The sequence below is a fragment of the Providencia sp. PROV122 genome (assembly GCF_028482365.1).
GTDB classification, from domain to species: Bacteria; Pseudomonadota; Gammaproteobacteria; order Enterobacterales; family Enterobacteriaceae; genus Providencia; species Providencia stuartii.
The window spans coordinates 35,986-55,747 of record NZ_JAMPQI010000015.1; the positions used below are offsets into that span (position 1 = coordinate 35,986).

At 42.3% G+C, this 19,762-nt stretch carries 17 protein-coding genes; 7 read left to right on the forward strand and 10 right to left on the reverse strand.

Annotated elements, in window-relative coordinates; genetic code table 11:
- Nucleotides 1-182 precede the first annotated feature (182 nt).
- From map to PSE69_RS12520, 4 genes are all read left to right on the forward strand, one after another.
- Complete coding sequence (gene map, locus PSE69_RS12505; protein WP_004916796.1) at nucleotides 183-980, forward strand: type I methionyl aminopeptidase; 798 nt, start codon at nucleotides 183-185, stop codon at nucleotides 978-980.
- Nucleotides 981-1,165: 185 nt separating this feature from the next.
- Nucleotides 1,166-3,805, forward strand: a complete 2,640-nt coding sequence (glnD, locus tag PSE69_RS12510) for a bifunctional uridylyltransferase/uridylyl-removing protein GlnD (protein WP_121874656.1) — start codon at nucleotides 1,166-1,168, stop codon at nucleotides 3,803-3,805.
- A 48-nt stretch (nucleotides 3,806-3,853) separates the two neighbouring features.
- Nucleotides 3,854-4,678 carry a 2,3,4,5-tetrahydropyridine-2,6-dicarboxylate N-succinyltransferase gene (gene dapD, locus PSE69_RS12515; protein ID WP_004916799.1) on the forward strand — a complete coding sequence of 275 codons (825 nt, stop codon included), beginning with the start codon at nucleotides 3,854-3,856 and terminating at the stop codon, nucleotides 4,676-4,678.
- A 331-nt stretch (nucleotides 4,679-5,009) separates the two neighbouring features.
- Nucleotides 5,010-5,396: a DUF3461 family protein gene (locus tag PSE69_RS12520; RefSeq protein ID WP_014657679.1), complete on the forward strand. Its 387-nt coding sequence runs from the start codon at nucleotides 5,010-5,012 to the stop codon at nucleotides 5,394-5,396.
- 61 nt (nucleotides 5,397-5,457) lie between these two features.
- On the opposite strand, the gene PSE69_RS12525 is transcribed toward PSE69_RS12520, so the two are convergent.
- Genes PSE69_RS12525 through PSE69_RS12535 form a run of 3 tightly spaced genes read right to left on the reverse strand, consistent with a single transcriptional unit; the run spans nucleotide 5,458 to nucleotide 7,033 of the window.
- Nucleotides 5,458-5,910 carry a flavodoxin gene (locus PSE69_RS12525; protein WP_072502887.1) on the reverse strand — a complete coding sequence of 151 codons (453 nt, stop codon included), beginning with the start codon at nucleotides 5,908-5,910 and terminating at the stop codon, nucleotides 5,458-5,460.
- Between the two features lie 21 nt (nucleotides 5,911-5,931).
- A complete protein-coding gene (gene truC, locus PSE69_RS12530; protein ID WP_004916802.1) occupies nucleotides 5,932-6,690 on the reverse strand; it encodes a tRNA pseudouridine(65) synthase TruC in 759 nt (252 codons plus the stop codon).
- 7 nt (nucleotides 6,691-6,697) lie between these two features.
- Nucleotides 6,698-7,033: a YqcC family protein gene (locus tag PSE69_RS12535; RefSeq protein WP_004916805.1), complete on the reverse strand. Its 336-nt coding sequence runs from the start codon at nucleotides 7,031-7,033 to the stop codon at nucleotides 6,698-6,700.
- A gap of 259 nt (nucleotides 7,034-7,292) precedes the next feature.
- Between PSE69_RS12535 and PSE69_RS12540 the strand changes: the two genes are divergently transcribed.
- Nucleotides 7,293-8,207 carry a VirK/YbjX family protein gene (locus PSE69_RS12540; RefSeq protein ID WP_121874657.1) on the forward strand — a complete coding sequence of 305 codons (915 nt, stop codon included), beginning with the start codon at nucleotides 7,293-7,295 and terminating at the stop codon, nucleotides 8,205-8,207.
- A 405-nt stretch (nucleotides 8,208-8,612) separates the two neighbouring features.
- On the opposite strand, the gene syd is transcribed toward PSE69_RS12540, so the two are convergent.
- Nucleotides 8,613-9,173, reverse strand: a complete 561-nt coding sequence (syd, locus tag PSE69_RS12545) for a SecY-interacting protein (protein ID WP_121874658.1) — start codon at nucleotides 9,171-9,173, stop codon at nucleotides 8,613-8,615.
- Between the two features lie 155 nt (nucleotides 9,174-9,328).
- Here syd and queF point away from each other — a divergent pair, with 155 nt between their 5' ends.
- Together queF and PSE69_RS12555 are read left to right on the forward strand one after the other, a co-directional pair.
- On the forward strand, nucleotides 9,329-10,174 hold the full coding sequence (gene queF, locus PSE69_RS12550) for an NADPH-dependent 7-cyano-7-deazaguanine reductase QueF (RefSeq protein WP_272675247.1): 846 nt from the start codon (nucleotides 9,329-9,331) through the stop codon (nucleotides 10,172-10,174).
- 484 nt (nucleotides 10,175-10,658) lie between these two features.
- Nucleotides 10,659-10,919, forward strand: a complete 261-nt coding sequence (locus tag PSE69_RS12555) for a hypothetical protein (RefSeq protein WP_004915371.1) — start codon at nucleotides 10,659-10,661, stop codon at nucleotides 10,917-10,919.
- A 78-nt stretch (nucleotides 10,920-10,997) separates the two neighbouring features.
- On the opposite strand, the gene PSE69_RS12560 is transcribed toward PSE69_RS12555, so the two are convergent.
- From PSE69_RS12560 to PSE69_RS12585, 6 genes are read right to left on the reverse strand one after another with little or no spacing between them, the layout of a single operon-like run.
- Complete coding sequence (locus PSE69_RS12560; RefSeq protein WP_004915373.1) at nucleotides 10,998-12,353, reverse strand: phage tail fiber protein; 1,356 nt, start codon at nucleotides 12,351-12,353, stop codon at nucleotides 10,998-11,000.
- A gap of 57 nt (nucleotides 12,354-12,410) precedes the next feature.
- Complete coding sequence (gene gpJ, locus PSE69_RS12565; protein WP_272675248.1) at nucleotides 12,411-17,249, reverse strand: TipJ family phage tail tip protein; 4,839 nt, start codon at nucleotides 17,247-17,249, stop codon at nucleotides 12,411-12,413.
- Between the two features lie 52 nt (nucleotides 17,250-17,301).
- Complete coding sequence (locus PSE69_RS12570; RefSeq protein WP_196715488.1) at nucleotides 17,302-17,907, reverse strand: tail assembly protein; 606 nt, start codon at nucleotides 17,905-17,907, stop codon at nucleotides 17,302-17,304.
- Nucleotides 17,904-18,614, reverse strand: a complete 711-nt coding sequence (locus PSE69_RS12575; RefSeq protein ID WP_272675249.1) for a C40 family peptidase — start codon at nucleotides 18,612-18,614, stop codon at nucleotides 17,904-17,906. Before PSE69_RS12575 ends, PSE69_RS12570 begins: the two co-directional genes overlap by 4 nt.
- Nucleotides 18,611-19,354, reverse strand: a complete 744-nt coding sequence (locus PSE69_RS12580; protein ID WP_196715490.1) for a phage minor tail protein L — start codon at nucleotides 19,352-19,354, stop codon at nucleotides 18,611-18,613. Before PSE69_RS12580 ends, PSE69_RS12575 begins: the two co-directional genes overlap by 4 nt.
- Complete coding sequence (locus tag PSE69_RS12585) at nucleotides 19,351-19,695, reverse strand: phage tail protein (RefSeq protein ID WP_196993062.1); 345 nt, start codon at nucleotides 19,693-19,695, stop codon at nucleotides 19,351-19,353. The genes PSE69_RS12580 and PSE69_RS12585 overlap by 4 nt, the downstream gene beginning before the upstream one ends.
- Between the last annotated feature and the right edge of the window lie 67 nt (nucleotides 19,696-19,762).

Sequence of the window (19,762 nt, forward strand, 5' to 3'; positions counted from 1 at the left end):
CATTCCAGCCTGATATTTCACTCTAAAGGCTAAGAAGCATCAATGCCTAGTTGGCAGAAAATGCAGTGGCTGATACCATAAACATCATCATGTTGATATAGATGGTACTATCGCTCATCTATTAAACCCTTTTCATACAAACTATGTCACAGAGTCGTTACTGACATAAATGGACTGAATTCATGGCTATTATTATCAAAACTGAAGAAGATATTCAGAAAATGCGCGTTGCTGGTCGTTTAGCAGCCGAAGTGTTAGAAATTATTGCTCCCCATGTAAAACCGGGCGTTAGCACGGGGGAGTTGGATCGCATTTGTCATCAGCACATTGTCGATGTACAACAAGCGATACCTGCTTGCTTAAATTATCATGGCTTCCCTAAATCAGTCTGTATTTCAGTCAATGATGTTATCTGCCATGGTATCCCTAGTGATGATAAGATTCTAAAAGACGGCGACGTTGTGAATATCGATGTTACCGTGATTAAAGAGGGTTTTCATGGCGATACCTCAAAAATGTTCATTGTTGGTAAGCCAACCATCCAAGGCGAACGCCTGTGCCATATTACCCAAGAGAGCCTCTATTTAGCGTTACGTATGGTAAAACCGGGTATCCGCCTACGCACCTTGGGCAAAGCGATTCAACAATTTGTCGAGAAACATGACTTCTCTGTTGTTCGTGAATATTGTGGTCATGGTATCGGTGAAGGTTTCCATGAAGAGCCACAAGTCCTTCATTATGATGCCGATGACAGCGGTGTTGTATTACAAAAAGGCATGGCTTTTACTATCGAACCGATGGTCAACGTCGGTGATTACCGTATCCGTACTATGAATGATGGTTGGACCGTAAAAACCAAAGATAGAAGCTGGTCGGCTCAATATGAGCATACGCTAGTTGTCACCGACAACGGGTGTGAAATCATGACATTACGTAAAGAAGAAGAGCCATATATCTCAGCGGTGCTGGTTAACGATTAATTTTTAGCACGCGGCTCTTATGTGGCATGTTACCTGTTAGAGGAAACAACTTTCGTAACATGCCGCATACTTAAGGTTTCCCTTCTCTTTTTTTACTCGAAATAATTTAATTTGCGGCTGTTCATCCATGAAAATCCCCAGTAAGCTGTTCACTATTGTGTTCAGCCTATCGATGCGGAAAGATAATGATGACACCATCCTCTTTAGCGTTTTTATCACCCACTTTATTTCAATCTTCTGACCTCGAACTGCTTCGCCTCAAGCAGCATGTCGAATCTTTCCATAACCACTTAGAAGCCGCATTCAAGCAAAACGAGTCCGTGATTGATTTAGTCCATGCGCGCAGTGATTACTTAGATGCCCTACTCACGCGTTTATGGAAAGAGTATCAATTTGACCGACAACCCAATATGTCTTTAATTGCTGTAGGTGGATACGGGCGACATGAGCTGCATCCCTTATCAGACATTGATATTTTAGTGTTAAGTGCAGAGCCTCTTTCTGAACAGATAGCCTCAAAAATAGGCCAGTTTATTACTCTATTGTGGGATCTTAAATTTGATATCGGCCATAGTGTTCGCTCATTGCAAGAGTGTATTGATGCGGGTATCGCCGATTTAACCGTTGCGACAAACCTTATTGAATCGCGCCTAATTTGTGGTGATATCGCCCTATTCTTACGCTTACAAAAAACCATTTTTAGTGATAGTTTTTGGCCTTCAGCAACCTTTTTTGCCGCAAAACTCGAAGAGCAGCAAGATCGCCATCATCGCTATCACAGTACTAGCTATAACTTAGAGCCAGATATAAAAAGTAGCCCTGGAGGGTTACGCGATATCCATACGCTACTTTGGGTCGTTCGGCGGCACTTTGGAGCCACCACCGTCGATGAAATGGTTGGGTTTGGTTTTCTTACTGAAGAAGAGCGCCAAGAGCTAAAAGAGTGTCTCACTTTTTTATGGAAAATCCGCTTCGCTTTGCACTTAGTCGTCAAACGCTATGACAATCGCCTTTTATTTGATCGCCAATTTAGTGTCGCTCGCTTACTCGGCTACCAAGGGGAAAAAAACCAGCCCGTTGAACTGATGATGAAGGATTTTTATCGTGTGACACGCCGCGTTCGTGAACTCAATCAGATGTTATTACAACTGTTTGATGACGCTATTCTTACTCTCAATCCTGATGAAAAACCTCGTCCACTAGATGAACAATTTCAGTTGCGGGGGCCATTAATCGATGTTATTGATGATATGCTGTTCGTTAAGCAACCCGCCGCCATTTTAAAAATGTTCTATTTAATGGCTCGATACCCCAATATCACGGGGATCTACTCAACGACCTTGCGCCAACTGCGCTTTGCGCGACGTAATTTAACTACTCCTTTATGCGAACTCCCTGAAGCTAGGCGGCTTTTTATCAAAATATTACGTCACCCTAGAGCCATTAAAGGGGCTTTCGTTCCCATGCATCTGCACAGTGTATTAAGTGCTTATACCCCTTATTGGAGCAATATCGTTGGTCAGATGCAGTTTGACCTTTTTCATGCGTATACGGTCGATGAGCACACCATCCGAGTGCTACAAAAAATAGATAGCTTTACTCATGAAGAAAATCGCCGCGACCATCCACTCTGTGTTAGCGTTTACCCTAAGCTGTTGCATCCAGAAACATTAAGGCTTGCCGCATTATTCCACGATATTGCGAAAGGGCGTTCGGGAGATCATTCTGATTTAGGGGCTGAATTTGTGTATGAGTTTGCTCTGCAACATGATTTGCCGCTCAAGGAAGCTGAGTTAGCCTCTTGGTTAGTAAAAAGCCATTTATTAATGTCAGTTACGGCACAACGTCGCGACATTCAAGACCCCGATGTCATCAAACAATTTGCCCTCGAGGTCAAAACAGTGACGCGGCTAAACTATTTGATGTGTTTAACTGTTGCCGATATTTGTGCAACTAACAGTACGCTTTGGAATAGTTGGAAGCAGAGCCTAATTCGAGAACTGTTTTTATCTACTGAACATCAACTCAACCAAGGAATGCAAAGTACTCCTGATTTACGAGAACGTATCCGCCATCATCGCCACCAAGCGTTAGCGTTATTACGCCAATCTTCAATCAATGAAGAAAAATTAAACCAATTATGGTCTCGCTGTCATGCAGACTATTTTTTGCGTCACACGCCTTCTCAATTAGCTTGGCATGCCTGTAACCTATTAAAACATGATCTTGAGCAGCCTCTCGTGTTGATCAGCACACAGCCAAAACACGGTGGAACCGAAATTTTTATTTGGTGCCCCGATAAGCCACACTTATTTGCGGCCGTGGCTGGGGAGCTTGATAGGCGCAACCTGAGTATCCACAGTGCACAGATTTTCACCAACAAAGACAACATGGCAATGGATACCTTTGTGGTGTTAGAACCGAATGGCACGCCATTATCAAAAGATAGATATGAGCAGATCCGCCATAGTCTGCTACACGCGGTACAACAACCTGCGATCTCACTTCCCCAGGCTCGCACCCTACCATCAAAACTACGCCATTTTACCGTTCCTACCAAAGTGAATTTTTTACGCTCAACCAATGAGCGCCGTAGCTATATGGAGCTCTTTGCTCTCGATCAACCGGGGTTATTAGCACGGGTTGGGCATGTGCTCGCTCAGATGGAAATCTCGTTACATGGTGCACGGATCACCACAATTGGCGAGAAAGTGGAAGATTTTTTCGTCCTTGCAGATAAAAATCACAAAGCGCTCGATAAAAAAATGCAACAAGAGTTATCAGAAAGGTTGACAGAAACCCTCAACTCGAAGGATAAATGTTAGGTTTTATAAGCAATATTATTACTGGTCCTTAAAGGGGAAAATTAATCAATGCAGCAATTACAAGCCATCATTGAACAAGCATTTGAAGATAGAGCGGCTATCACACCATCCACAGTGACCCCCGCCGTTCGCCAAGCGGTGACAGAAACCATTGCCCTACTTGATAGTGGTAAACTGCGTGTTGCTGAAAAAATTTCAGGGGTTTGGGTAACACATCAATGGTTGAAAAAAGCAGTATTACTCTCCTTCCGCATTCACGATAATCAGTTAATCGAAGGGGCTGAAAGCCGTTATTTTGATAAAGTTCCCATGAAATTTGCGGATTACGATCAGGCTCGCTTTGAACGCGAAGGCTTCCGTGTTGTTCCACCCGCGGCTGTTCGCCAAGGGGCATATATCGCTAAAAACAGTGTTTTGATGCCTTCTTATGTCAACATTGGTGCTTATATTGATGAAGGCACCATGGTAGACACATGGGCGACGGTAGGCTCTTGTGCCCAAATCGGTAAAAATGTGCATTTATCCGGCGGAGTTGGTATTGGTGGCGTACTTGAACCACTACAAGCTAACCCAACCATCATTGAAGACAACTGCTTTATTGGCGCCCGTTCAGAAATTGTTGAAGGCGTTATTATTGAAGAAGGGTCTGTCATTTCAATGGGGGTTTATATTGGTCAAAGCACAAAAATTTATGACCGCGAAACTGGTGAGATCCACTATGGACGTGTGCCAGCGGGCTCTGTGGTTGTATCGGGTAATCTGCCATCGAAAGACGGTAGCTACAGCCTTTATTGTGCCGTGATTGTTAAAAAGGTCGATGACAAAACCCGTGGAAAAGTCGGTATTAATGAGCTATTAAGAAGCATTGACTAATCCCACATCCTCGCTCGGCTAGAGATAAAACACGTTCTCTACCCAATCTAAAAATGATAGACCTCTTTTTCTTATGATGAGGGGTTTGTCAATTTCCTCATTTCGCGCATAATATATAAGTTTAGCTATTGTCGGGCTTTCGAGAATATAAACTGTATGATTTTATTTTTTGCCTTTTTAAAACACAGATTAATAGCATCGCTAAGTGTTATTCGCTTTAATGCGCGTGTTTTTAATTCCTGCCAAAAATAGAATAATACTGTTTCTGCTGGCATATGCTAACGGCTCTGTGCCTCTACAAATTTCGGTTTCCTATAACTCGGTGAACAACATGTACGATAATCTAAAAAGTTTAGGTATTAGCAACCCTCAAGATATTGACCGTTATACGCTACGCCAAGAAGCAAATAACGATATTTTAAAAATCTATTTTCGCAAAGATAAAGGGGAATTCTTTGCGAAAAGTGTAAAATTTAAATATCCACGCCAACGCAAAACTGTAGCCGCGGCAGATGGTAGCAATAATTTCAAAGAAATTAATGAGATCAACTCCAACCTACGTTACGCTATTGAAGAACTAGACCAAATTTGCCAAAACGATACAAGTGATATTGATTTGAAACACAAAATTTTGGATGACCTACGTCATCTTGAGCATGTGGTCTCAAACAAAATCGCTGAAATTGAAGCTGACCTTGAAAAATTAACCCGTAAATAGTTTTAAAATACCGCTCTTATTTTCTTTACTGCACCGCGAATCCTATTCACGGTGCAGAAATTTACAGTTGCTCACCCCAAGATTGTATCCAAGGCTTCGCATATTCTTCGGGTACATCTTCTTCTATCGCGTCAATGAACAAAACCTCACCAATCCGTGTTCCCGATTGTTCAGTTAATAACTCATCAAAACGCTTTCCTGCCCCACAAAAATTTTCGTAGCTGCTATCACCTAAAGCGATTAACCCGTAACGTAATTCAGGTTGATAACCAACAACATCTTGAATTTCATAAAATAGTGGAGCAATCGTATCGGGTAAATCCCCTTGCCCTGTGGAGGAAGTGATGACTAGGGCGATCCCTTCACCCGCATTATATTGCTGCCAGTCACTGAGCATTGGCTCATCAAAAATCGTGACCTCATGGCCGAGTTGCTCCAATATTTCCTGAGCAGATTCAGCCACCGCTAAGGAATTACCATAAACTGTTCCCACAAAAATACCAATTTTTGACACGAACACCTCCTATTGACCCAACTACAGTGATGAATTGAATTCTCCCATCCCCAATTTGCTGGCGATATGCTGCCACCCAAACTGATTTACCAATGACAACCATGACTCATCCCATTGTGCAATCAGAGAGATACGCTCCCCTGAAATGGGATGATCTAATACTAGCTGGCTGGCATGCAACATTAGCCGTGAAACGGCAAAATGTTGGCTTACACCGCGGTTTTGACGTAAATCACCGTGTTTACTATCGCCAATAATGGGGTGACGAATGTGCGACATATGACGTCGTAACTGATGTTTGCGCCCTGTTTCTGGTTTCAATTCTAGTAAACTAAACCGAGATGTTGGATAACGCCCAATTGCGACTGAGCACTCAACTTGAGCGATTGGCTGGCAATGTGTAACACACTCTTGCAATGCTGGCTCTCTGGTCGCATGTTTATCCGCAATTTTGTCCAACTGCTCAAGTAATGGATAATCAATGGTTTGAGGCGCTTCAACATAGCCACGAACCACCGCATGGTAGATTTTTTCTATTTGATGAGATTCAAACTGCGCCGCTAATTGCCTCGCCACATCACTGGATAGTGCAAACAACAACACACCCGATGTTGGCCTATCAAGACGATGGATTGGATAAACAAATTGACCAATTTGGTCTCGTAATGTTTGCATAACAAACACAGTTTCCTTGCTGTCTAACCAGCTGCGATGCACCAACATACCGGCAGGCTTATTAACAGCAACCATATACTCATCTTGATAAATAATCTCTAACATCAATGAGCTACCTACCCAACTGAGTACTGAAAAAATCATCTAATTCACGAAGGTGAATCAACAATAAATGATATTGCCCTTCCTCATCATTCTTATAAACTTCTTCAAAATAAGGGGCTATAGCAAAAGCTCCGGGTAAAACAGCGCCTTGCTCAATGAGTGCTTGTAAACGAGGGATAAGTACCCATTGTAACCACTCTGTTGCTTCCATCGTATCAATTGAAAAAGGCTCTGTACTTTCAAAAGCTTCAGGGCTAGGTGGTAATTCACGCCAAAGTGCCTTCGCTCTCATTTCCTCTTCAATATGACGAAGCTTTTCCATGATGCGCTGTTCAATATTCATATAAAAACCTACTTAATAAACTTAATTCGAAATATACGGCATATCCTTCATTAATTCTGTCGTAAATATGGGGTGTAGAACAACCAAAATAATTTCCCACACAAAATCCCAGTTACTTTCACGTAATCCATCTTGCCGCAAGCACTTTTATAAGTTTATTTAAAGTTTATTTACCTTTTGTTGTAGTTAATAAGAGTAATATCAGACGCTTTTCACTTTACTGAATAAAAAACACTCAACAATCAAGTATGGTTTATATATGGGATTATTAAAGCAGTGGCGTAAACAAAATAAATTTTGGCAGTCTATTAACAACAGCTATGACCATTTAAAACGACAAGTCCGTATTGCCAAACTCCCGTCTAAACCTTATCAGCAATTTCAATCCATGTGTGAAAGCTACACCAGTGCCCGCATGTCTAAGGAATTAAATAATATTCCTGATTTTGCTGAACGCCCCTTAAATAAGTATTTGCATCGCGAGTGGAACGGAAAACAAAAATTACTCACCGCGAGTCACACCCTAGAACTCATCGAAAAAACATTTTCGACGGATGCTATCAAAGCAATGTTTTCTATTGATCGCCAAGGGTTAAAAGTTGCAGATATCGAATTAAAATCGGGAGATTATGCGCAATTAAGGCTTGTTTACTCCCAATATCCACGCGAAGGTGACCTCACCTTACACCTGCTAAACGAAACAGGGGATGATATCTATTTAATGAGCTTTTCGTTTGGTACTGAAGGCCAACTTTATATCTGTTCTTTACAGGGGCCTGCTACTGAACAAAGTACCGAACAAGTGAAGTCCATTACGAAGCAAATGCATGGGATGCGACCTAAAAATTTATTGATGTCATCTATTTATGCAGTTGCCGCTTTTTTCCACTGTACATCTATTATGGGTATTTCAAACCATTGCCATATTAAGCGCCAACATTTGAAATCAAGCTACGATAATTTTTGGCAAGAGTGTAATGGTACGGTTTCCGCGGATGGCTGGTATCACTTGCCTTTAACAGAGCCTGTTCGTGATATCGAATCGGTCAAAAGCCAACACCGCTCTGCGTTCCGTAAGCGTGAGGCCTTAAGAGAAGCCATGTATCAAAGTGTGTTAAACGCATTAACGCAATATTCTACCGACCCACATCAAAAGACACAAACGCAACACTAAGTGAAAAAGAAGCCAGCCAACAAGAGGGTTGACTGGCTTATCTCATGTTTTAAAGGGTGTTAAAGCATCCTGCAAAAACGACCTCCTGCCGTTCGACATCCTGTCGCTAATAAACAGATTAAAGTCAGCGACATGCGCCACTTTGCCATCCATGACCTCTGTTTACTGATAAAGCAGCAAACTCACTGCTCCCTCATTCAGTCGTTTAAGAATGTATTAAAAACACTAATGAAACAACCTAGTGCAATAAACTTAAAAACAGCCTTAAACCTTCAATTTAAGAGATTGATAGTAACTACATGAAATTAAATGTTAAATAATGCTCACTTAGATAAATTAAGAAAATTAAGGTTTATTTCTTAATTGATTTGTAAGCTATTTCCTACAGCTTCCATCAGCAATATCTTACTCAAGCGGTTCTACTACTGGGGTTAACTCTTGAATAAAATGGATAAGATTAGGCGCTAACACGCGTTTTTCCTTACTACCAAATTTTTCTAAAATAATTTCTCCCGTTAAATTACATAACGAAATCATTTCTAAATCAGATTCTAATGTTGCTATAAATAATGTTGGTGATAGTTTTAAACGCTTTTGGGTAACTAGATGACCAATTAAATTTTCTTGCAAACGGATAAAATCCTCTTCGCTCCACACTTGAACCAAATTCAATAGATGACCTTCAAATTGAGCCTTCATATCCCCCGCAAGCTGAGTGGTATAAAAAGGATGGATCATCGGCTGTAATTCAATATCCAATGCTGTCGCTACTTTATTTAAGTTTTTATCTGCTATTGGGAAGGCTTGTGGCTCCCAATAAACCCAATTTTCTCCCGTCCGAATGACACAAGGAGACGGAATGCCATATAGGTCACAGGAAGCAGGCGATAGACCTGTTTGCTCCTTCCATTTGGTCACATATTGTTGAGTAAATTGAGTAAGCACTTCAGAAACGGTTGTATTCATAATGATTTAATAACTTTAGATTGAGTGAACTGAAATGGCGGCAATATCATTAATAAATGATATTATGACAGAAGTTAACCGATGAATGAATTGCTCTCATTTTCAGCCGTTTTATGGTATCGCGTGCTTTTAGTACATGAAGTTTAAGGATCACTATGTCACACTATCAAAATAACCCTGCTTTGGATAATCTCACACTAGGAAAAAAAACGGCATATTATGATCAATATGACCCAAGGCTACTCCAAGCCGTTCCGCGCAGCTTAAATAGAGATCCGTTAGATATTCACGCTGATAGCCTACCGTTTCATGGGGCTGATATTTGGACCTTATACGAGCTATCTTGGCTCAACAAGAAAGGTGTTCCGCAAGTCGCTATTGGTTCAGTCCATGTCGATGCACAAAGTGAAAACTTGATCGAATCAAAAAGTTTTAAACTCTACCTAAATAGTTTTAACCAAACTCGCTATGATTCATGGAAAAATGTGCGAAGTGTTTTGCAAAACGACTTAAGCAATTGTGCTAATGGAAAAGTTAGCGTTACACTCCATAAACTTGATGAGTTTTCACAGCAAGCGATTTGCCAATTTGAAGGGATTTGTATTGATGAACAGGATATCGAGATCAATCAATATGAATTTAGTCGTGATTATCTCGCAAATAGCACGGAAAATGAAAACGTAGAAGAAACACTAGTTAGCCATTTATTAAAGTCGAATTGTTTGATTACTAACCAACCCGATTGGGGGTCAGTACAAATTCGTTATCGTGGCCCGAAGATCAACCGTGAAGCACTGCTGCGCTATTTGGTCTCTTTCCGTCATCATAACGAATTCCATGAACAATGCGTCGAACGTATTTTTAATGATATAACACAACTGTGTAAGCCTGAACAACTCAGTGTTTACGCACGCTATACGCGCCGTGGTGGTCTTGATATCAATCCATGGCGTAGTAATACCCAATTTACGCCTGAAATAGGACGTTTAGCACGGCAATAAGCACCTTAATTAAGTTAATTGATATAATTTTATATACTCTAAATAGTTCGAGGTACAGCAAGGCGACCGGTAGACCAGTCGTAGCAAGGCAGAAATAACGATGCCAATGGTGCGAAAGTAAACTGAGTCAATGACGCCGTAACTTGAAGTATGGCGAGTATATCAAGATCCCTTTGGGATAAAGGAGAGTTACTTGATTACTCATATCAGTCCATTAGGTTACCAAAGCAACAAAAAGCATTAAATATCAATAGCTTAATTTATTGTCAGTTCATTTTTCATACTACAAAACACTACATTTCATTCTAAATGAATCAATAAGTTACCCCTTCATTTCGAACGAAAAAGAGGGGTAATTAACCCCTCCTCTCTCATTTTTGCGGCACAGTTCGTCACAGTGATATCTGATAACATTACGACCAATATTGATATCGCGCCATTGTCTGACTGCTTATAATTAACTCCAGACTTTATTGGAGGGTTTATGACCAGTACGCAACTTATCTTACTCGCACTTACTTGCATCAATGAAAATAGAGAGCCGTCTCACGCTGAACAATCACGTATCTATGTTTTCTATAAAACAGAGATAGATGACAAGGCTATTTCGATCAATGAGTTTATACTCTTACTTTCTAATTCATCTTTGTACTGCCAGATAGAGCAACCAAAAAGAGCTCCAGTAATTGAGTTCATAGAAAGTTATCTAAGCAGTTCTGCTGATAAATCACACGCAAGAAAGTAGAATAATCATGCACAATCTCGCAAATCTAACTCAGTGAGTAAGAGATTTCCGCGGGGGGTATGAGTACAGCAAAGAAGATTAGATGTCTTCCTCGGCTTCAATTTCGGCGTTCTTAGCCTCCTCCTCCGCTTGCCTCTCCGCCTCCTCTTTCGCCAATCGCTCGGCTTCTGCTTGCTTGAGGTTGTAGATAGAATTCACCGGCATTTCGACACGCATATCTATCCAGCGCGATTCAGGCACGTCACACGGCTCATAGTTTTCGTAGTAAACAGGGTTGCCGTCTTTATCTATGTACTTAATGCGCTTGTTCTGAAAACGCTCCGGCATGTCTGCGTTCTGTTGGTGGAAAACAAAAACTTCAATATCACCATCTGGTCTCACCTTGTAATCAATAAGCACCATGTTTTTACCGTTATGGTCTTGAGGGATGACAAAGCCGTTATCGATCCCCCATGCACCATCTGCATTAAAGCCTACAACACCTTTAATGAGGTAATGGCCTATACCAAGGTGCTCCATTTCAACGCCTTCTGACTCTTCGTTAAGCTCAATGTGATCAGCAAATAATTTCACAATTGGCGATGCTGCTTTTAAGTTGCCGTTGGAGTCTTTGGTTGTGTTTTTATCACTATAAAAGATACATCGTTCTACTCTAGCATCGCTTCCGCCCTTTCTTACAAGTTGCAACCAATCTTTGCCGAAGTTCCCCAACAATAATACCTGATTGTTTATTGAATTATTGTATTTAGTAACAATACATGAACCGTAAAAATCCGTTATGCCAAGCTCTGTCATTCCTTCGACGTTGTGTGATGCATTAAAAATACCAACTTTATTTTTTTCAAAATTTTCGACACTCCCTAGGTAGCTACCATTCATAGAGCCTCCTATCCCATAATCACCAACTTGCATTAGCGTGCCGTATTTGTCAGGCAAGACATGCGTCCCTTTAGTCGATTTGATTGCGTTCTTACTGAAAGTCACATCACCAGAGATAGTTCCACCCGCTTTATCAAACTTCCCATCTAGCTGCTTATCCATCTCTTTCGCCGTTCTCAGTTGCTGTGTCGTACCATCCGGCAACGTCACTGTAATTGTACCGCTTTCTGTAGCCCATCGATTTAAGATATCGCTGAACTGCACATTCGCAACGTTCATTGCTACAATCTTGTTTGCTGCATCTGAAACTGAGTTCACCATCGTTGTCAGTATTTGATACGGTGCGTTGCTCACCGATGCAGGCACAGGAAAACTCAGTGTTATCTCTGTGTTGCTCTGAATAGACGCAATGCTGTTGATATAAATCGTTGCGCCATTTTGAATTAAAATAACCTGCTCTGCGGATACTCGCGAGTTGTTATCTTTCCACTTAGTACCTGTGCCAATTAATTTTGTGCTGTTCGCTGTCGTTGTGACTGCTCCTGCGTTATACATAATATTCTCCGAAATTTAGATACAAAAAAACCGCTTAATAGCGGTCTCGTTGTTGATTTACTTTTTAATAACAATGAGCGTTGTTTTGTTGAGTATTAAATTGCTATTATCGCTGGCGACGTATTTAATGCTTGCTCTTTCATTGGCTTTTATAATTACACTCCCGCATGATATTCCTGGGGTTGCAGTAAAAATAGTGTGTTCAGAATCAGTCAAGCCAACCTTAAAATCCACACCAAGATTTGCCCTAACAAATTCAACTCCGTTTTTTTGCAATGCAACAAACATATTGTAAAGTCGCCTTGTTGATGATTCACGTGCAATGCTTATTGATGGGCAAATTATAATCCGGTCATATTTTTCTGGTTCAATAATGACCGTTGCCCCTGGGGTAATAATGTATGTGTTGCTTACATCTCCAATTAACTTTTCAATATAAACCGTCCCGTTAAACTCGCCATCAGTTGCATAAATCTTACCGGTTATTTCAGCGTCATTTGCAATCAGCTTCCCTTTTTCAAAATCCAGCATAAGACCCTTTTTAGTTGCAGGATCCCAGTTTTTGGATTTGATAGTCGAACCAACTAACAGTTTTTCAATCGTCGCTTGATTAATAAACGCTTCATTGATAAAAACTTGTCCGTCTTCAACGAAAAACACGGGTTCTAGCTTGCCACTTACAGGGTTAAAGATACCAAACGTATCAGCACTGAAACCAATTTGCGTGACGACTTGGCCGTTTTTGACTTCTGCACCTAAAATCATCTGCGCTTCATAATATTGGCCATTCACAACAACGGCATTCTTGATACCAAAGATAGAAGATGCATTGCCTTTTTGGTCAACATAGGTCTTGGCTTGCGCTTCAAATGCCGCATTTAAGCCACCAAGTTCAGAATTAATTTTGTTAATCTGACTGCCACGGGTTTCTTGCTCGTTCGCAATCGCTTGCTTGTTAGCCGTAATTTGCGTCTCTGCAAGCAACATGCGCTGGTCATTGCTATTTTTGTATCTATCAATATCTTGCTTGGCGTCCGCTGCATTTGATTTTGCCGTATTGGCGGTATCTTGCGCGGCTTCCACTTTCGCCGAAAGGGTATGATTGGATTCAGCAATAGCACCTTCGAGAGTAGCCTTTGTTTGGTCAACTTTTTGGTCAACAGCGGTCACTTTTCTATCGACAGAATTGATTTCGCTATACAGCTGCTCTTTCGTTTCCGTGATAGATTGCTGTGCATCCGCAAGGGTGCTTTCAACGCGTGTAAAACGGGCATTCACTTGTTCAAATTGTGAATCAAGCTGCGTGAACTTCTGCGCATAAGCTTTATCGTTATCAACAATAATTTTGTTGGTCTCACGAATAGAGGCTTTAGCACGTAAAAGCTCAGACCCTTGCTCATTTTGCTGCGCGGCAAGTTGCAATGTGCTTTCAGCGTGGGTGCTATCGGCATTCGCTTGCGTGTGTTGCACATTCGCAATGGATGAACTGTTGTCATTAAACTGGGATGTTTGAAGTTGCTGAAGCTCCGTGACAGTCTCATCCGTTTTCGCTATCGCTTTTGTGTTCGTCGTGACAGCGGCACTAACTTTCGATAACTCCTCTTTGTTCGAGTTGATGTCTTTCCCGAGTTCTGCGCGCACTTGCTCTGTGCGTTCTGAGTGTGCTTTGTCTTTCTCTGCGATTGATTTACGCACATCCACGAATTCAGCTTGCGAATCTTCGTAGTGCGCTTTCACGCTCTCTGCAAGCTCGGCTGTTGCTTTTTCGTTCGTCGCAGTTGCATTCGCAATACGCTTGACGTCCGCTTTCGACTGTAGCAACTCAGAGCTGTGCTGATTCACTTGAGCTGTCGTCTGCATAATCGCTTCTGAAACTGCAAGTTCCACATTTGACAATGACGTCTCAAAGTGCGTGATATAGCCGCGCATCTCGCCGAATTCAGCTGTAGTTGATTGTTCAAACTTCGCTTGTGATTGCTTTAAATCGGCGGTTGCTGTTTCGACTGTTGTGACGCGTGATTTAACACCATCGACATCAGCTTTTACTTGACTGATTTGCTGCGCTGTTGCTTTCTCATAACTCGACTGAGCATCCTTAATATTCAGGATTTCAGATGCGTTATAATCGACTTTTGCGGTGATTTGCTCTTGCCAGCGCGCGGCAGCTTCTCTGTCAGTGACTTGCACTTGCTCAATGCGGAATATCTCAGCTTTTCTATCAGCAACCTCTTCTTTCAAGCTGAAATGTAATTCTGTAGTGAACTGAGTGTTCATCATCACCGCTTCGTTGACCGCTTCAACATCTCTGTCAATGCTGACAACTTTCTGCTTCACATCAATCGAGTCCAACTCAAGCTCTGCAATCGCTTCTTTGCTAAAGTCAATCTGCTCTTGCATCTGCTTGCCTGCTTCGGTGGTGAGGAAGGTGTCGCCAACTGCCTCTAAAATTCCCTCAACATCAGTTGACGATTCACCTAAAACAACGCTCGTCCACTCTGACTGATTCCCGCTTTTATCAACTAAACGAGCACGGAAATAGAAGCGCGCACCTGCTTTAAGGCCAGACATGCGATACGATTTTAGCGGATAAGGTACATCAGCCAGCAGTTGCATAGATTCAACTGTGTTTTCAGATGAATATTGCAGTTCTGTTTTTAGCGTGTCGCTCGTGTTCGCATCAAAGCCCCAATTGAGAGTAATTCCCCAAACCTCAGAAGTGGCTCGTAAATTTAAGGGTTTTGGTGGATTACCTTCTTTTCCGTTGAGTTGAGTTTCATCTGCATTAGCCCACACGCTGGAAATTTCAGACGCATTAATCGCCCGTACGCGAACTTGATAACGGCCTGCATAAATGCCATTAACTTCAAAACCCAGCGTTGATGTACGCGGGGCATTTATCCAGTTACCGTTGTCACGACGCCATTCCGCCTCATACGCAATCGCACTTTCAGCCGCTTCCCAATCAACCCGTAAAGTTGTAAATGCAATGCCTTGGTCTACTTGTGTGTATGAAGAAATACGCACATTTTTAGGCGCTGGCTGTACTTTGGGTGGTATAACGGTAATGGGTCTTTCGTCAATACGTGCACCAGCATCGATATGCTCATAATTGTCAGGGTTATGGATAGCACCTGAGATGGTGTAAGTATTATCACCGTTATCGCTGATGTTAATAGCGCGGTACAACTGGATAGCTAAATCATCCGAATCAACCACCCATACCGCTTCTTTTTGCGGCACTTGCGAATATTCAACTGAAACGGTGACAACTTTTTGATTCACTGACGTAACAGTGCGCCCTTCTGATTTACCATCGGGCAAGTTCACAATTAAGCGATCACCCACTTTAATAGAGGTCGTTCTATCAAGCGTAATCTTGCGACCATCAACAGAGGAAATACGTCCGCCAGTGCTACGACCTGCCAATGTTGAATCGGCTAACCCGATAATATGACCAGGAGAAGGTATCGCGCCTTCAAGCCCTGTCGCAAAAGTGACCATGCGGTCATTCGCGTTCGTCAATAATGCCCAGCGACCACGACGATTGGCTTCACTGCGACGGGTACAACCAATTGCAGATAGCTCTGTTTTTCTTACACCATATCGACGCTGAAGCTTTAAGTCCGCGACGGCTTCAACATCATCATTGCTGTGGTTATCAATATCGGTAAAGGAAACTAATGCTTGAGTATAACGGTTTTGAATGCTGCCGCCTGAATAAGCTGGTTTACCACCAACAATATTTGCATTGGTAAACGTGCGAAATATAGGTTCAGGCATATCTGCAACGGCATTGACTTTGTTATCTGCCCAAAACGTCATACCTCTGAATATCGCTGCTATATCACGCAATACTTGATAAGCTGATTCTTGCGATTGAAAGTAAACATCACACATGAAACGAGGCTCTTTGCCATCACCCCCACGTCCATCTGGTACTAATTCATCACAGTATTGAGATATCTTATATAAATCCCACTTGCTTAAATTAAGTTGTTTTATTCTCTCTCCGCAGCCATATCTATTGTGAATTGCCACATCGTAATAGATCCACGCTGGATTATTAGTCGCAGCTAACTTAAATGTGCCATCCCATACCCCAGAATAGGTCCGGTTAATTGGGTCATAATTCGTTGGAACTTTGACAAGTATCCCACCTTTAGGTCGCACGCTGATTTTAGGGATTCTGTTATTAAATTGACGGGCATTAAAGGTAATGAATAACAAAGCAGTATTCGGGTAGCGTAACTTTGCGTCAATCACTTCCGTGATGGCTGCAATGCTTATTTTATCAGCGATACGTGCATTGTTCTGATTCTTAGTCAAGCGACGAACACGAATTTGCCAACCAGTATTTGCTTTGGGTAAATCAACACGATGTGAGCGTTGGTATTCACTAGTTGTCTTACCATCGAATGCCGATTTGATAATTTCCTTATAGCCAGAACCATCTGTCGATAGTTCTATAACGTAATCAATGCGATAGCCTGTGGTGTCTCCATTATCGTGCTGTTGCAACAATTGAGGAACTGAAAAACGGACGCGAACCGCCGACAACTGGGTGTTGTTGATGCTTCTTACATATGGTTGGTCATCTTTAAGTTCCATCCCAACTGCAATTTCATTATCAACGGAGGGGATACCTTGGATGTATTCTTGATGCTCACTACCCGCACGGAACTCCCACGTCACTCCTTCAAAGTTTTTAGAGCCATCCGCATTACCAATGGGGGTATCATCAAGAAAGATCCGCGTATCATCCAACCCACCTGCTATTTCACCTTCTGAAATCGCTAACAGAATTTTTGCGGTAGATTCGGATAGCAAACTGTCTTTTGATTCGACGGGCGTATGTCCGCCACCGCCGCCACCTTTTGCACCGTATATCGTTTCCATATTTCACCCATAAAAAAAGCCACATAAGTGGCTATTCTGAAATTCATTGTTGTTATTGCTGATCTTCGGTATATATCCCTGCAGAGATAATAGCGCCGCCGATTTCGCGTCGGTCTAGCCCATAAAATAGCGGCACAGGATTACCTTGCGCAGTGGTGTTGACTGTGCCACCAAAGGCATAAGACGGTTTATTGTCGGCGTCTTGACGCACAGATAAGCCACGCGGCTGAGGTGACAGCATTTGCACTACGCCACCTAGCGCCATCGCAGCACCGCCCATAGCCAATGCCCCGCCCCATGTTCCAGCAGCAGTAAATGCAACAGATAAGCCGCCGGATAAAAATGCTGCCGCACCAATCATGGCCACACCTAAAATAGTCTGGAAAAATCCGCCTCGTTTACTTCCTTTAATGATTGGTGCTATGCGGATATCTTCTGTGGTATCAAGATGTAATTCATCTTCACTAATATTGCGCTTACCTTTAAATACAGCAAACTCTAGCCCTTTCAGGTGTGCATTCGCGAGGAATTGCTCAAAGCCGTCATGAAGCACTGATAATGCTTTTATGGCTTCACGAGGGGAATCTATATCTAATTTATGTTCACGCCCAAATTTTGCGCCAAGAACGCCGTAAAGCCGTATTGTTTTTAAACTCATACCAACTCCTTGCGTCTCACTATTTTTACCGTCCGATCGCGCCAGTAATCGCTGTAGGGTACTAACCTGCTGAGTTGACCATAAAGATGATGTAGCAGCATTCCATTAGAGATAACACCAGCGTGATTAGGCACATCGGCTTGCACTTGCATAATCACCATGTCACCTTCTTTAGGTTCACCAGTAACATCGACAAAACCTGCTTTCTGGTAATTATCCATATACAGGTTTTCGCCTTCTTCCCACCAATGCCTATCGACGCTGTAGTTATGCAACTCAATGCCGTGCTTTTGTCGGTAGTAGTCCATAATGAGTGACCAGCAATCAGCATAACCAAGCACAAAAGGACGGCCTTCTAATTCGCGCTCACCTCGAGGGTAAATAATTCGAATATCACCCTCAGGCCATGATGCAATAACCCACGGCAATCCAGTTGCATCACACTGTAATTTATCTATTTCGCTAGGTTGAGTCGTTACACCATCACCGCAATGGCTGTGCACAATTGCTATTGGCTCACCCCAGTCCTCAGCAAGAGCGTAATCTTCTGGAGAAAGCTCAAAATGCTCTGTTGGGTTATCTGAAAGATTGCTACAAGGAAAGTATTTTTTAACTCGACTTTTCTGACAGATAACTCCGCAAGCTTCTTTGGGATATTCAGCTTTCACATGCTCAAATATCAGTTCAGTTAATTTCTTTGTGATCATCGTATTAACCCCGCTGCTGGGAAACCTCCGAAGTCCAAAGGTTCATTCTCACCAAAGCGCTTTTTACAATCACTGATAAGCCCGCCACATTTATCTAGTGATGGATCATCAACTGGCTCACCCCGCTCATTGAAGTACTTTGTGCCAGTATAGTTACACCCGCGACCACTGCGGTAATCCCCTTTCATGCACCAATAGCACAGATTATGTATCTGGCGAACGGGTATCATAATTCCCTGTAAATCAAACGGGGTAGAAAGCTCGAACTCAACAGCTTCACCAGCCACCTCGCTAGTCTTACGGTCAATGTAATAAACTTGGGTAAAGCACTCGTCGGGGTTAGCGGTTGGGTTGCCATCCGTGAAATTTTTAGCATCAAGATAGTGAGCAAAAGTTTCATAAATAGTGACCTTGGCTAAGGCCATGTCGTCAAATTGCAAACACAATGACGATATCAGCCCATCGATGTTAGCAACCCTCAATGTTGGCCTTGGTGGGCTGCCATCGCTATTTTTTGACATGCCCTCAATTTCATAAGGCCATGCTCCGTACTCATTGCCTTGCCACCAGATAGATTTTGGCTTGATGTCACCATTCGATTGCTCTATCTCTTCTGGTGTATGAGGCAAGTTGTAAGCGTGAAACCTAAGCACCGGCCCATCAAATTCAGATCCATCAACTTCGATAAGTTGAACCTTGTTGCCCGATTCTAGTTTTTGAATGTCAGATGTAATATTCATGCGCTAAAAGCCTGCTCGAATGTTGCTGAGATAGTGACTGCAAGGCCGCCAATGGGGGTCATCGTGATTGAATCAGCCTTAACGCGATACAACCCCTTCTCTCCAAATGGTGGCGTCCATATAAATGACTTTGCGGTGTGCTCACGGATAAACTTAAATATCGGCATCACCTCCTCTTTCATTCCTGTATAGGTAAAAGGCCATGACTGTGATTCCGTGTTGATGCCATCGCCCGCAACTTGTTTGTAACCATCACCAAAAGTGACTTCTTTTATTCGATGAGTGAATTCGCCCGTTGGCGTTTCTTGCGTTTGCATTCGCCACTTAAATTCTTCAATCATGGTTCACCTCGAAAAAAGACGGCACAAAGCCGCCTAATGATCAAATATCAGGATTTTCAATAGTTAA